Here is a 14,430-nt window from a genome sequence, read left to right as displayed (position 1 = left end):
TCCTCGGCAAATGCAAGTTATTGTTGTGCCGCAGAGATATTGTTTGCAGAATGCAAATCGACTCGAAGGAAATTTGCAAAATGCAAATGTCAAGCTCAACACCGTTATCGGAGAACAGAAATGACCGAATGGCAGATTCGCGCCGAAGCTGCGGAAGCCGGATGGCTTGGCGAGGCTATCGAACGCAACACTGAGCGCGCCTTGATCCTGATTGAACTCGCTTCGCTTTTCCAAGACGAGTTCGGAGTCAAGATCGACGAAGTTGATGCAATGAGCAGCAACGCTTCCATCGTAGATGTTATCAGGCTTGCTCGTGAGGAAATCGCATTTCGTCGGCGGGCGCTCGTTAGCTCTCGGGAACCGCGCAAATGACCGCAAAAACCGCAGAGGTCACCGTCAGGCTTATCGATGATGTGACCGGCCCAGCCGCTCGCATGGAAAAGGCGTTGCTTGGCGCCGGCAAGAGCGCCAAGGAAATCACGAAAGCCATGGAAAGCGGGTTGTCGCCGAAGATGGCGAACGACCTCGCAAAACTTGGCGTTTCATCGGAATCGATCAAGAAAGTAGTCACGCAGTTTAAAGACTACACGTCGACAGCGAAGCTGGCGGGGACGGCCACCGACTGGACCAAAGCAGATCTTACGAAGATCCGCGTTTGGGAAACGGGTATGATTTCCTCGCTCAGGCGCGTCGCGCGTGAGGAGGCTGCGCTAGCTGCGAAGCGGCGCGAGGTTCCAAAGGCGCCTGTTGATCGCAGCCACGGATTCGTTGGCTCGCTTGCTGGCCAATACAATGTCGGTCATGCCGCCGCCGGTGCGTTGGGGGTGCATGGCGTGGCGCGTGGCGCAGAAAAGATCGTTCACACATACAAGGAATTCGACGATCTACGGCGCTACCAAAAAGCGATCCTCGGGCTCTCCGACGCGGAGCAAAAGCCCTTTATCGATCAAGCCATAAGGATGGGCGCTACGACCCGCTTCAACGATCTGCAGGTGATCGAGGCGCAAACGAGCCTCGCGCAGCGCGGCGTCAAAAAGGACTTTATCCGACCGTTTGTCGGAGAGGCCGCGAATTATGCCTCGGCGATGAATACGACACTCGATGAAGCCGCGAAAACCCTTGAGGGCATCATCTTCGGGACGGGCAAGCACATCGAGGACGCCAACGAAGCGATGGCGACGATGCGCCGCATCGTGGATCAAAGCGTCAAGCTCGCCAAGATCGGCGGCCTCGACGATGAGGATATCAAACAATACTTCAAGCTGGGCGGCATGCCGGGCTCTGGCGCCGGGTTGAGTGACGAGACGCTTGGGGCGCTTGGCGCGCTCATGCGTCGTTCCAACATTCGCGGCGATGAAGCAGGCACGGCCGTGCGTACGATGGCGGGGAAACTCGTCTCGCCGACTGGCAAGGGCATCATGGCTCTGAACGCGATGGGCATTGACTACAGCAAGTTCACGAGAATGCCCGGCGGCATGAGCGCGGACAATTTCGAGGGTGCGTACCGACAGAAGTTCGGCAAGGCGATATCTCCTGATGCTCGTGCGAAGATCCAAGAGGCGATGGCCGACCCGGAAAAGGTCGGCGACCGCAGCGAGTTCATCTCAGCGGTCACTGAGGCGCTGTCCAACGACTTCGCTAAGACCAAGAAAGGCGAGATGAGCGCGGTGGACCGAAAGGCGATCGCGAGAGTCGCGGAGCAATTCCACCGCATGAGCGTCGAAAGCGTCGACAGTGAAGGGTTGCTTCGTGCCATCTCAGAAGCCAATCCGACATTGGCTCAGCTCAACGCGTTTTTCACCGACAAGCAGGGCGGGCGGGCGCGCGCCGCGTTGCGTGACCCGAAGCTGTTGCAGGACTATGTCAACCAGCTCCGGGGTGCTCCCGAGGGCTTCGCCGCCAAGATCGCCGAAGAGCGCATGGGCGGTTTTGCCGGCGCTCTGGCGCGGGCCGAAGGCTCTATCCTCAATTTCCAGACTGCTGTCGGCCGCGCCAATGACGAATGGATGACCGGCGCCGTTTCGAAGTTCGCCAGCTTCACACAGCACGTCGCGGAGTTGGACGCCGGGACAATCCGCTTCGGGACTTATCTCGCTGGAGCCGGAGCGGCGGCGCTTGCGTTTGCCGGCACGCTCGGGACTGCTCGCGTGATGGCGACGATTGGCACATTCACAGGTGCGCCTGGTGCTGCGGGGCTGCTTGGCTTTCTCAACAGGGTGCCGTCCATGGCGGCCATCGGCGGGTTCTTGCTACGCCGCTCGCCCTGGATACTCGGCGCAGGCGCGGCGTATGAGTATGGACCGGACGCGGCTCGAAATGCGCTCGGAACGGACCAAGAGGGAGCCGTCAGCCGTGGCCGCGTTCGTGACGAGATGGGCGCCGTCTCGGGGAACGCCGAGATTGAACGTCTGCGCCGCCGTCGCGAGCTGATCGATAGTCTGCGCCGGCAGGAGGGAACGCCCGAGTCCAAACGCAAGGTGCTTATAGACTGGGATGCGGCCAATCCGGCGGGCGGTCAGTTTGATCCGCTCAAGAATTTCGATGGCAAGGCATCGGGGGCGAAGGCCGGGCAAGAGGTCGGCCAAGGGCTCAACGAAGGGCTCACGTCGGCGGGCGCCGTCGCGGTCGCCACGGCGCAGACGATTATGGCCCAGCTCACGCAGGCGTTCGCGGCTGGAATCAATGTGCCGATCAGGCCGCAGGTGAAGGGTCTCGACTCATCGGTCAACGGCATCCACGCCGACGCAGGGATCGGCCATTGATGCTCGCCCTCGATAAATCGGCTGCGGAGCGTGAGACACGGCTGGTCGAGGATACTCCTCATCGCGAATAGCGCCCTGCAATCGCGTTCAGACGCTCATATCGCAAGACATGCAGCTCTTTGAGCGCCTCGCAAGCACTATGTCTCTACGTTGCTCTTGAAGACCTCAAGAATTTTCATGATCCCTGCGCAGTACGGACATCGCCTCCTCGCGCAGTTCCTGCGGAGAAACCTAGCGTTAACCACGCTTGACTATCGTCTCACTTTGGTTAGACGAATAACGTCTTTACAGGCGCGTCTGTTCTAGGGGGGAAGATGCCGCTTGGTGTGAGCTATATGGGCACCAAGCGTGCTTTGGCGGCCGCCGTTGCCGAGATCGTTGAGCGCGGGCGGGCGGGCCCATTTCTTGATGTTTTTGCCGGCATGTGCGCTGTTGGCACGGCCGTATCGCCCTCTCGATCCATCTGGTCGAACGACGCTCAGCTATTTGCGTCCACCGTCGCTCGCGCTTTCTTTTGTTCTTCTGAACTGCCGCCCGATGTTACTGCATCTGCGACAGTGACCCATGATTCCTTCGCGCGCAACGAGATCGAGTTGTGCCGAAGATTCGAGAACGAACTTGAGCTCGAAGAAAAAGCGATTGCTGATGGAACCGTCAAGGCGTTCGTCGCCGCAGAGGAAGCCTGCCTCGCGCGCTACGAAGATTCAAACGATGAAATTTCGCGGCTGAGGCGGCACCCGACAACGTTTCCTCATCGTCTATTTTCGACTATTTATGCCGGAACTTATCTCGGCCTGAGGCAGTGCATTCAAGTCGACAGCCTGCATTTTTCAATCACCGAATTAGCGTCGCAGAACAAAATTAGTGAAGATGCCCGACGCTGGTATCTGCTTGCTCTTTGCAAGGCGGTTTCGCGCTGCTCAACCTCGACTGGACACTTCGCACAGTTCCTCTCAATCAAGGCCAAAACGAAAAAGCGGTATGCGCGCCAGCGATCTAAATCGATTGTGCATGAATGGATGATCGCTCTTGGCGAGCTATCTCCGTTTAGATCTCGGCGCTGGCGAAGCGCCAACCGAGTATTTTGCGGTGATGCTCTAGATCTTCTTTTCAAGGTAAAAGACAGCGCCGAGAAGCCATCAGTAATTTATGCGGACCCTCCTTATACCGATGATCAGTACTCCCGCTATTATCACCTCTACGAGACCATCCTTCTATACGACTATCCAAAAACGTCATCGAAGGCGCGTTATCGGGAGGAAAGATCGGTATCGAGCTTTTCGGTCAAACGCGAGGTAGCGAGTTCGATTGACTTGTTGATTTCACGCTCTTCTGAAGCAGGGGCCGATCTGGTTCTAAGCTATCCAACTAACGGGTTGCTTGAGAACTCGCGCACAGCGATTCCAGATATGCTGGCTCGCCATTACCGTCGGGTAGACGCGCCGATGTCCTTTGAGCATGTGCATTCGACAATGGGCGCATCGAAAGGCGAGGCCAGCTCAAGCGTAACCGAGATGGTGTACAGGGCTAGCAATCGATGACTGACTTGCGCAACAAGCAGCGTCTCCGAGCTCTCCCACCAGAGCAGATTCGGCCAAATCCCGAAAATCCTCGATTGGTATTTCGCCAAGAGGAGATGGAAAGCCTAATGCGATCCATCGATAAACACGGCGTCCAAGTGCCGGTCACTGTCTATGAGGATGGCAACGGAGGATACCGTCTTATCGATGGTGAGCGCCGCTGGCGATGCGCTAGCAAGCTCAATCTCAAGACCATACCAGCGCTTATACAAGACAAGCCCACTGAGTTGCAGAATCTTGTCTTGATGTACAACATTCATGCGCTGCGAGAGCAATGGGATTACTACACGATAGCCTCAAAACTTGAGCGCGTCATCGATCTATATGAAGCCGAAAACAGAGAACGACCTGGCGAAGCAACGCTTTCAGAATTGACGGGGCTTTCCCGGGGAGCAATTCGGCGATGCCAATTGCTTTTAGATCTGCCGTCAAGCTTTAAGACAATGTTGCTGCACGAGCTTGAAAAGCCCAAGTCTCAGCAGCGTCTATCTGAAGATTTTTTTATTGAGATGGAACGATCGCTCAAGACAGTCGTAAAGCGCATGCCGGAATATAGCCCTCGACTAAATGACATCCGCGATACTTTGGTGAAAAAATTCAAAGATAACACTATTTCGGCGGTTACTGATTTCCGACAGCTATCAAAGATTGCCACCGCCGTCGATAATTTGGGGCTCGCTCACAGAAGCGCACGCGGTACTCTTGACCGAGTCTTCAATCCATCAAATCGATTTGGAATTCGCGAAGCTTATGAATCGACTGTTCGCTTTGAGTACGGAGAACGCGAGGCGACGCGACATATCACATCACTCACAGAGTTCATTGATGAGATAGTTGAACAGGACCGCAAAGATGATCTCGACGACGAATTCCTCGAACATCTGCGAGCTTTGTTTAAGCGGCTAAGAGCATTACTGCGGGACTGAGCCGATGAGCACGGTGGGGCTTAGTTCCGGAACGGATTTTCTTCGCGACAGTGCGAAGGCACATTTCGAGAAGATTTTTCAACAGCCGACAATCCTATTGAATTCTCAACTGGATGCGAATCTCAGCTGGAGGCCGTCAATTCAGTTCACGGTAAACGGTCATCAGACAATCGTAGCCGAGGCGTCAGAGACGCCATATCCGCTGATTTTTAACATGAGGCGCACCGATATTTTGAACGTGCAAGCTCCCATAACAGTGTACTGCGTATGTCCTGAAGAAGCTTATCTGGCTGATCAACCTTCCGCGAAGAAGCTCATGGCGGACGGGTATGGGCTTTTTACTGTTGATGCGCAGGGGACTGTTGTTAAGCGCTGCGGCAGCATACCGCTCGTAATGCAAATCACCGATGGGCTTTTCGTCGAAGAAATAAAGGGGTTGCCTAAAAAATTCAGGCAACGGATTGCCGAGAGCTTTGAGAAATACAAGCAAAATGCGCAGTCTGGCGTGGCGGACATAAGCGAAGTCGTCGAGGCCACAGTTTTCAAGGCTGGTAAAGACGCCGTCGCTAAGGGATGGGTTACGGCAAGCGATGTCAAGCCAGGCTTTTCGGCCAAGACATTGGAAGCGCTGAAAGATGCAGCCAATTTGAAAAATGCCGCTGCCGCTATTGGCGGCGCACAGAGCTTTATCAGTGTATATCGAAACAGCGCGCACCACACACCAAGGAACAAGAAGCAAGCTTACACAAAGTATCGGGACTGCCGTCACGGATTCTTAGATGGAATAAAGAAGATCGCGCATTTTAGAGACAGCGTGAAACAGTGCGGCCTCACCGGTAACCTATTTGAAGCCTGAAGGACGCGGCTTTAGCTGTTGGCCTGCCGCACTCGTCTCATGCTTGTTTCACATCAGTGCTTCCGCATTTTGTGCAGCCGATGCCTTGAGATGTTTTTGGATTTAGAACGAAGCCGTCGCTGACTGACTCGACGTCGCGATCTAATTTGCCACGACTATAGACCGGATTTTCGTTTTCACTGAACGTTGCCGTTCCCTCTTGTTGGCAACCATGGCACTTTACCTTTGCAGTATAGGTCTCGCGTCTCGCCACTGTTCGATCCCTCGCCGCTTCCGAGCGGAAGCTAGGAACAGGAGGCAGGTGGGGTCAAGCTTTTGGCGCTGAGCTGACCAGCGCGCCGATACATCCGCTAGGACATCGCGATGGCAGTCAAAACCGAAGTTTGGAACATCGATGACCATTTCACGACGCCTGAGTCGCAGCTCATCTTGCTTGAGGATGCGCTCGAAACTGGCGACGCGGGTCACATCGCCAATGTGCTCGGCATTATCGCGCGAGCGCGGGGCATCGACGTAGCGAGCGTCAGCCCGGAAGCGATTCTGAATTCATCTGTCGAGGCCAAAGAGGGGACTTCCCAAGAGGCCAAATGAGTGCGGACCGCTTGCATTCCTGCTCTGGCAACCGCCTTTTCGCCTAGGGCCGAGCCTTGGGCCGCCTTGAGAGAGAGATAAATAACATATATATTTCAGCTACTTAATGCGCAGGTCTGGTGCGGGCGGGGGGACTCGAACCCCCACGGACCTTACGGCCCTACGGATTTTCGTACCACTTCGGCTTTCGCCGCCGCCGCGAGGCGTTCGTGGTCTGGACTATCCCTTCACCCTGGCTGTGAGCTGTAGGCGCCGCCCGTCTAGTCTCTACACCTTCCCCGGAAGGGGCTTGGCTCGGGATCGCCATTTCACAGGGTTCCCCGATTTTGAGCGGTTCTGCATCCCGGGTTTCCCCGGGAGCACTCAAATGTTTTAAGTCCGATGCGTCTACCAATTTCGCCACGCCCGCGCCCCGCCATCTACGAGGCGGCGGAAAAGATCGTCAAGGCTATTCGCTGCGCCGTCCGGAAGCGTGGCCGGAGTCGGCGGCGGCGAAGCCAGGCAGGGCCGCCATCACCTTTACGACGATGCCACGCGCATCGAGACCGGCCGCCGCATACATGCGCTCGGGATCGCCATGATCCTGGAACGCGTCGGGAAGCGTCATCATGCGGAAGCGCAGACCGCCGTCGAGCAGTCCCGCATCGGACAGATGCTTCATCACGAACGAGCCGAAGCCGCCGACAGCGCCCTCCTCCACCGTGAGGAGAACATCGTGATTGCGCGCCAGTTTTTCGATCAACGCATGATCGAGCGGCTTGGCGAAGCGCGCATCGGCAACGGTGGTTGAGAGGCCGCGACTGGCGAGTTCATCGGCAGCCTTGAGGCATTCGCCAAGGCGTGAGCCAAACGACAGCAATGCCACGCTCGTTCCCTGTCGCACGATGCGACCCTTGCCGATTTCGAGCGGCGTCGCCGCGTCCATCATTGACGCGCCATTTCCCTCGCCGCGGGGATAGCGGAAGGCGATCGGGCCGGAATCATGGGCGACTGATGTCGCCACCATGCGCGCAAGCTCGCACTCATCTGCGGCGGCCATCACCATCATGTTCGGCAACGCGCCGAGATAGCCGATATCGAATGATCCCGCATGAGTTGCGCCATCGGCGCCGACGAGACCCGCGCGATCGATAGCGAAGCGCACTGGCAGATTCTGGATCGCGACGTCATGCACGACCTGATCATAGGCGCGCTGCAAGAAGGTTGAGTAGATCGCGCAGAACGGCTTGTAGCCTTCAGCAGCCATGCCCGCCGCGAACGTCACTGCATGCTGCTCTGCGATGCCGACATCAAACGTGCGCCTGGGAAATTCCTTCGCGAACAGATCGAGCCCGGTGCCTGACGGCATCGCCGCAGTCACCGCGACGATTTTCTCGTCATTTCGAGCCGCGGCGATTAGGCTGTCAGCGAACACGCGCGTATAGCTCGGCGCCTTCGCCTTGCTCTTCGCCTGCACGCCGGTGACCACGTCGAACTTGCTGACGCCGTGATATTTGTCGGCGCTCGCCTCAGCGGGCGCATAGCCCTTGCCCTTCCTGGTCACGACATGGACCAGCACCGGGCCGATATGGGCGTCGCGGACATTCCTCAGGACCGGCAGCAGATGATTGAGATCATGCCCGTCGATCGGCCCAACATAATAGAAACCCATCTCCTCGAAGAGCGTGCCGCCGGTGATGAAGCCGCGCGCATGGCGCACCGCGCTCGACAATGTGCGGTCGAGACGACTCGAGAGTTTCGCCGCAACCTGTTTGCCGATGTCGCGCATGGTGAGCACGGTGCGGTTCGATAAAAGCCGAGAGAGATAAGCGGACATGGCGCCGACCGGCGGCGCGATCGACATGTCATTATCGTTGAGGATCACGATCAACCGCGCATCGCCAGCGCCAGCATTGTTCATCGCCTCATAGGCGAGACCGGCGGACATCGCGCCATCGCCAATCACCGCCACGACGTGGTTCTTGGCCCCCGACAGATCGCGGGCGACGGCCATGCCGAGACCAGCCGAGATCGATGTCGAGGAATGGGCGGCGCCGAACGGGTCGTATTCGCTTTCTGACCTCTTGGTGAACCCTGACAGCCCGCCCTCCTGCCGGATGGTGCGGATGCGATCGCGCCGCCCGGTCAAGATCTTGTGGCCATAGGCCTGGTGGCCGACGTCCCAGATCAGCCGGTCTCTTGGCGTATCGAAAACGTAGTGAAGGGCGACCGTCAGCTCGACCACGCCGAGGCTCGCGCCGAGATGCCCGCCCGTGACCGAGACGGCGTTGACCAGTTCGCGCCGGAGATCGTCAGCCACTTCGGGCAACAGCCCTTCATCCATGGCCCGGAGATCGGCGGGCGTCGCGATGGAGTCGAGGAGGCTGGAGTTGCGCAGCAGCATGTCGGGTCCTGGAACAGCGCCGCAGGGATGAAGCCTGGGCAACGCGATGGCAAGTCTTCACGGCGGGGTCACAAATCAGCCATCCGCCGCCCGCTCGCCGGCGATCGCTGGTTTGAGCCCTTTTCAGCCTTCCCCCGCCCTCTATAGTCGCTGGACGGAAGCCTCGGAAATGCCGCTCGATTCCCTGCTGCGCACAGTTCGCCTCGTCTCCGGGCTGGCGCTGCTGGCTTTCGTGACGGCCCATCTTTCCAATCTGATCCTCGGGCTTCATTCCCTTGAAGCGATGCAGCGCTGGTGCTCGACGCTGCTCTGGCCCTGGCAGACGCCTTGGGGCGAGCGCGTCCTCGCCGCCAGCGCCGTCATACATGCGCTTCTAGGACTCTATGCTATCGCAGCCCGCCGCAGCCTGGCGCTCAGCCGCACCGACGCGGTGCAGCTCGCGCTAGGCCTCTCGGTCCCGCCTCTCCTCATCACCCATGTCCTGGCGATGCGGGTGACGGGCGAGCTCACGCGCGACTTCAGCGGCGATTACGGCTTCATCCTCGCCTTCTACTGGAGCTATGCGCCCTTTTACGCTTTCCAGCAGCTCCTCGCGGTCGTCGCGGTCTGGATCCATGGCGCGCTCGGGCTTTATTCCTGGCTGGTGCTGAAGCCCGCCTGGCGGAAAATCGGCGGCCTGCTGCTGCCGCTTCTTTTCATCGTGCCGCTCCTGTCGCTCATCGGCTTCGCGGAATCGGGCAAGGAGGTGCTGGCGAAGCTCGCCTCCGATCCCGCCTGGAAAGCCGAGATCACTGCCAATGTCGGACGGGCGAGCAGCGTGGCGCAGCGGCTCGCCGAGATTCAGAGCAATGTGCTGACGATCTACGCCGCGTTGCTCACGCTGGCCGTGTTCATCCTGTGCGCACGCATCGTCGCGAACCGGATGAAGCCGGTCAGCATCGTCTATGACACCGGCGAGATCGCAACCGGGCGGCGTGGTCTGTCTATTCTTGAATTGAGTCTGTTGAACAGGGTCCCGCATGCGCATGTCTGCTCGGGACGCGGCCGCTGCGGCACATGCCGCGTGCGCGTGAGCGGAACCGCGAACCTGCTGAACCGCGTCGATGAAACCGAGCGACGGATGCTTGCGCGCCTCGATGCGGCGCCTGACGTGCGGCTCGCCTGCAAGGCGCGCGTGCTCGGCGGCGGATTGATGGTGACGCGCCTGCTGCCGGCCTATGCGGACGCCGACGCGGCGCGCGATCCCATGCGATGGGAAGAAGAGCACCGCCTGCATGAACATGGTCTCGACGCCGCGGCGGAGCAGCCGGCATGAGTACGATGAAACATCTCACGCTTATCGTCGGCGCGACTCTTGCAGCGTCGTCCGCCCACGCCGCCGACGCCGGAATGACCATGGGTGTGCTCGCCCACAGCAAGGCGCGCATCGCCTCCTTCATCGCTGATTTCGCCATGGCGCGGCGCGAATTCGACGCGCTCGGCGCAAGCGCCAGCAGCGCGCTGATGAGCGGCGACGGCGTGCGCGCCGCGACCTATCTGCTCATTTTGCTGATGATCGGTTGCGGCGCCGAATGGTACTATTGGACTTTCGCCTATCCGCCGCTGCGCGCGATCGAAGCGTCGCCTGTCGCAAGTCCGCGACAGGCCGCTATTCTCGCTGTGCGACGATTCTGGATCGTTGTTTTCGCACTCGTCATTTTCACGGTTGCGACGATCGGCGCCTCGGCCGCATTCACCTGGCCGCCTGGCGTGCACGAAATCGTGGTGACGGCCACACTCATCATCGTTGCGATCCGCGCCGCGCTCGTCGTGACCTTCACTCTCGTCTCGCCACGACCGCCTTCGCTTCGATTGATCGCGATGTCGACGCGCAAAGCGGCCTGGATCATGATCATAGTTGGCGCTCTCGCCGCGATCGCGGCGACCGGCAGCCTCGTGTCCGATCTGCTCGAACGCACGTTCAGCGCGCCTCATGCGGCTAGCGCGCTGCGGCTCTTCGCGGTCACGCTTGCTGCGGCGATCCTGCTGATCGCCGCAGCGATCGGGCTGAGAGGCCGCAAGACCGCGTTCCAATCCGGCCATAAGCGTCGCATACCGGCCTTCCCCAAACACTTCCTTGCAGCGTTCCTCGTGCTCGCGACCTACGTGTTGTGGATCGTGGCGGGCGCGAAGGCTGCGGCGATTGTCGCGATTGTGCTTACGGTCATCGCCTGCCAGATCGCGTTGCGGCCCTTCATCTTCTCATTTTGGAAGGACAGGATCGAGGCGACCCCGGATCAACCGGCTGCGACAAGCGACGCAATCGATCCGACGATCATCGCCGGCGGCGCTCTGGCTCTTGCGCGCCTCATCGTTGTGCTGGTCGGTCTCGCCGCCTGCGCCATCGCGCTTGATCTTCCGCTCGAAGCGCTGGCGATGAGCGACATTCCGATCGTGCGCTTCGGGTTCAAGCTGCTGGAAGTGCTCGCGCTCGTGTTGCTGACGAATGTCGCCTGGGTCGCGATCCGCACCAGGATCGATCACCGGCTGAAGCAGATCGGGCCGCTCGCTTCTCTCGATGAGCCCGGGCCCAACGCCCGCCTTCTGACCCTGCTGCCCATTCTGCGGATGACGGCGGCGGTCGTGCTTGCGGTGCTTCTCGTCCTGTCCGCGCTGTGGGCGATCGGCGTCGAGATCACGCCGCTGCTCGCTGGCGCTGGCGTGCTTGGCATCGCGGTCGGCTTCGGCGCCCAGGCGCTCGTGCGCGACGTCATCTCGGGCTTCTTCTATCTCGCTGAAGACGTGTTCCGCGTAGGCGAATATATCGAGAGCGGATCGAGCACCAAGGGCACGGTCGAGCGCATCACCTTGCGCACCGTCGCGTTGCGCCATCACAACGGCCCGCTACACTTCGTGCCCTATGGATCGCTCGGCACTGTGCGCAACAATTCGCGCGACTGGGTCGTGGAGAAATTTAACCTGCCGCTGCCGATCTCCGTCGACAGCGAGCAGATCCGCAAGCTGATCAAGAAAGTCGGTGAAGAGATGATGGAAGACCCCGAAATCGGTCCGCAAATGCGTGAGCCGCTCAAGGGGAAAATCTATCGCATCGATCCCGGCGTGAAGATCTTCCGCTGCAAATTCGAGACGACGCCAGGCAAGCAGTTTGATGTGCGCGCCGCCGCCTTCAAACTGATCGAGCAGCGGCTGCGCGACGCCGGCATCCGTTTCGCCGAAAGCGCGCAGACCGTCGTACTGCAGCAGTCTTCATCGTTTGCGGGGATGATCGACGAGAAGCCGCGCGAAGCGGCTCCGCCCGCCTCAGCCGCGATCGCTTAGAGCATGGCGCGAAAAAGTGGAAACCGGTTTTTCGCAAGAGCCATGCTCTAAATATTGGAAATCGATCACGTTCCCGCGCTTTGATTGATTCAATCAAAGCGCGGCGTGATCTATGAAGCCGCTGACGTCGCGCACCGCGCCCTGCGCCGCGCTTGTGGTCAGCGCCGCATAGGCCTGCAGCGCAGCGGAAACCTTTCGATCGCGCTGCGCCGGCTTGAACGCGCGCTTGCCCTTCGCCTTCATCGCCGCCTGACGACGATCGAGTTCATCCTGCGCCACCGCGAGATGGATGCGCCGCGCCGGAATATCAATCTCGATGTGATCGCCTTCCTCGACCAGCGCGATCAGACCACCCGCGGCCGCTTCCGGCGAGACATGACCAATCGAGAGGCCCGAGGAGCCGCCGGAGAAACGACCATCGGTGACGAGCGCGCAGGTCTTTCCGAGCCCTTTGCCCTTGAGATAGCTCGTCGGATACAGCATCTCCTGCATGCCCGGACCACCGCGCGGACCTTCGTAGCGGATCAGCACGATGTCGCCGGCCTTCACGCCGCCATTCAGGATGCCCTTCACCGCATCGTCCTGACTTTCGAAGACGCGCGCCGGGCCGTTGAACTTCAGGATGCTCTCGTCGACGCCGGCCGTCTTCACGATGCAGCCCTGCTCCGCGAGATTGCCGTAGAGAACAGCGAGGCCGCCATCCCTGGAAAAGGCGTGCTCCTTCGCGCGGATGACGCCCGCCTCACGATCGAGATCAAGCTCCTCCCACTGACGCGACTGACTAAAGGGTGTTTGCGTCGGCACGCCGCCCGGCGCCGCGCGATAGAAGGTCTTCACCGTCTCGCTGCCGGTCAGCGTGATGTCCCATCGCGCCAGCGCCTCGCTCATCGTCGCGCTATGCACGCTGCCGCATTCGGCATGGATAAGGCCAGCCCGATCGAGTTCGCCGAGGATCGCCATGATCCCGCCGGCGCGATGCACATCCTCGATATGCACGTCGGACTTCGCCGGCGCGACCTTGCACAGCACGGGAACACGGCGCGACAGCCGGTCGATATCCTTCATGGTGAAGGGCACTTCCGCTTCATGCGCGGCGGCGAGCAGATGCAGCACGGTGTTGGTCGAGCCGCCCATGGCGATGTCGAGCGTCATCGCGTTCTCGAACGCGTCGAACGTCGCGATGTTGCGCGGCAGGACAGAGGCGTCGTCCTGCTCGTAATAGCGCTTCACCAGATCAACCACGAGATGGCCGGCTTCGACGAAGAGCCGCTTGCGGTCGGCGTGCGTCGCGAGCACCGTGCCGTTGCCGGGGAGCGCAAGACCAAGCGCTTCGGTCAGGCAGTTCATCGAATTCGCCGTGAACATGCCGGAGCATGAGCCGCAGGTCGGGCAGGCCGAGCGCTCGAAGGCCTTCACTTCCTCTTCGGTGTAGCTGTCATCGACAGCGGCGACCATCGCGTCGACGAGATCGACCGCCTTCAGCTTGCCCTTGAGATTGACTTTGCCCGCCTCCATCGGCCCACCCGAGACGAACACGGTCGGCAAATTGAGCCGCAACGCAGCCATCAGCATGCCGGGCGTGATCTTGTCGCAATTGGAGATGCAGACGAGGCCGTCCACGCAATGGGCGTTCGCCATGTACTCGACGGAATCCGCGATAATCTCGCGCGACGGCAAGCTGTAGAGCATGCCGTCATGGCCCATGGCGATGCCATCATCGACGGCGATGGTGTTGAACTCCTTGGCGACGCCGCCGGCCTTCTCGATCTCGCGCGCCACAAGCTGGCCGAGATCCTTGAGATGGACATGGCCCGGCACGAACTGGGTGAAGGAGTTGACGACTGCGATGATCGGCTTGCCGAAATCCTCGTCCTTCATGCCGGTGGCGCGCCACAGGCCGCGGGCGCCGGCCATGTTGCGGCCATGGGTCGTGGTGCGGGAGCGATAGGCGGGAATCGGGCGTCCTCGAAAGCGGCGGTCTCAATGCAGGATCGGCCGGAGGCCTGCAAGCCGG

The 14,430-nt window shown here is 59.9% G+C and carries 10 protein-coding genes; 8 read left to right on the top strand and 2 right to left on the bottom strand.

Annotation, left to right across the window (positions count from 1 at the left end):
* Positions 1-120 precede the first annotated feature (120 nt).
* The 6 genes from L8F45_RS05605 (at position 121) to L8F45_RS05580 (ending at position 6,715) form a co-directional block, all read left to right on the top strand.
* Entirely contained in the window at positions 121-372 is a 252-nt protein-coding gene (locus L8F45_RS05605) for a hypothetical protein (RefSeq protein WP_342361901.1), read from the top strand.
* Positions 369-2,762 carry a phage tail tape measure protein gene (locus L8F45_RS05600; protein WP_342361900.1) on the top strand — a complete coding sequence of 798 codons (2,394 nt, stop codon included), beginning with the start codon at positions 369-371 and terminating at the stop codon, positions 2,760-2,762. The genes L8F45_RS05605 and L8F45_RS05600 overlap by 4 nt, the downstream gene beginning before the upstream one ends.
* A gap of 314 nt (positions 2,763-3,076) precedes the next feature.
* The gene (locus tag L8F45_RS05595) at positions 3,077-4,303 is read left to right on the top strand and encodes a DNA adenine methylase (protein WP_342361899.1); all 1,227 of its coding nucleotides are present in this window, start codon (positions 3,077-3,079) and stop codon (positions 4,301-4,303) included.
* Positions 4,300-5,268: a ParB/RepB/Spo0J family partition protein gene (locus tag L8F45_RS05590; protein ID WP_342361898.1), complete on the top strand. Its 969-nt coding sequence runs from the start codon at positions 4,300-4,302 to the stop codon at positions 5,266-5,268. Before L8F45_RS05595 ends, L8F45_RS05590 begins: the two co-directional genes overlap by 4 nt.
* Positions 5,269-5,272: 4 nt before the next feature.
* Positions 5,273-6,124, top strand: a complete 852-nt coding sequence (locus L8F45_RS05585; protein WP_342361897.1) for a hypothetical protein — start codon at positions 5,273-5,275, stop codon at positions 6,122-6,124.
* Between the two features lie 363 nt (positions 6,125-6,487).
* The gene (locus tag L8F45_RS05580) at positions 6,488-6,715 is read left to right on the top strand and encodes a helix-turn-helix domain-containing transcriptional regulator (RefSeq protein WP_342361896.1); all 228 of its coding nucleotides are present in this window, start codon (positions 6,488-6,490) and stop codon (positions 6,713-6,715) included.
* Between the two features lie 448 nt (positions 6,716-7,163).
* Here L8F45_RS05580 and dxs read toward each other — a convergent pair whose 3' ends face one another.
* On the bottom strand, positions 7,164-9,098 hold the full coding sequence (gene dxs, locus L8F45_RS05575; RefSeq protein WP_342361895.1) for a 1-deoxy-D-xylulose-5-phosphate synthase: 1,935 nt from the start codon (positions 9,096-9,098) through the stop codon (positions 7,164-7,166).
* Between the two features lie 169 nt (positions 9,099-9,267).
* On the opposite strand from dxs, the gene L8F45_RS05570 reads away from it, so the two are divergent.
* Entirely contained in the window at positions 9,268-10,413 is a 1,146-nt protein-coding gene (locus L8F45_RS05570; protein ID WP_342361894.1) for a 2Fe-2S iron-sulfur cluster-binding protein, read from the top strand.
* A complete protein-coding gene (locus tag L8F45_RS05565; protein WP_342361893.1) occupies positions 10,410-12,416 on the top strand; it encodes a mechanosensitive ion channel domain-containing protein in 2,007 nt (668 codons plus the stop codon). Before L8F45_RS05570 ends, L8F45_RS05565 begins: the two co-directional genes overlap by 4 nt.
* A gap of 93 nt (positions 12,417-12,509) precedes the next feature.
* Here L8F45_RS05565 and ilvD read toward each other — a convergent pair whose 3' ends face one another.
* Complete coding sequence (ilvD, locus tag L8F45_RS05560) at positions 12,510-14,372, bottom strand: dihydroxy-acid dehydratase (protein WP_342363370.1); 1,863 nt, start codon at positions 14,370-14,372, stop codon at positions 12,510-12,512.
* Positions 14,373-14,430 lie beyond the last annotated feature (58 nt).

This window comes from Terrirubrum flagellatum (genome assembly GCF_022059845.1).
In the GTDB taxonomy this organism is placed as follows: Bacteria; Pseudomonadota; Alphaproteobacteria; order Rhizobiales; family Beijerinckiaceae; genus Terrirubrum; species Terrirubrum flagellatum.
This window is presented reverse-complemented; position numbering and strand designations above follow the sequence as displayed.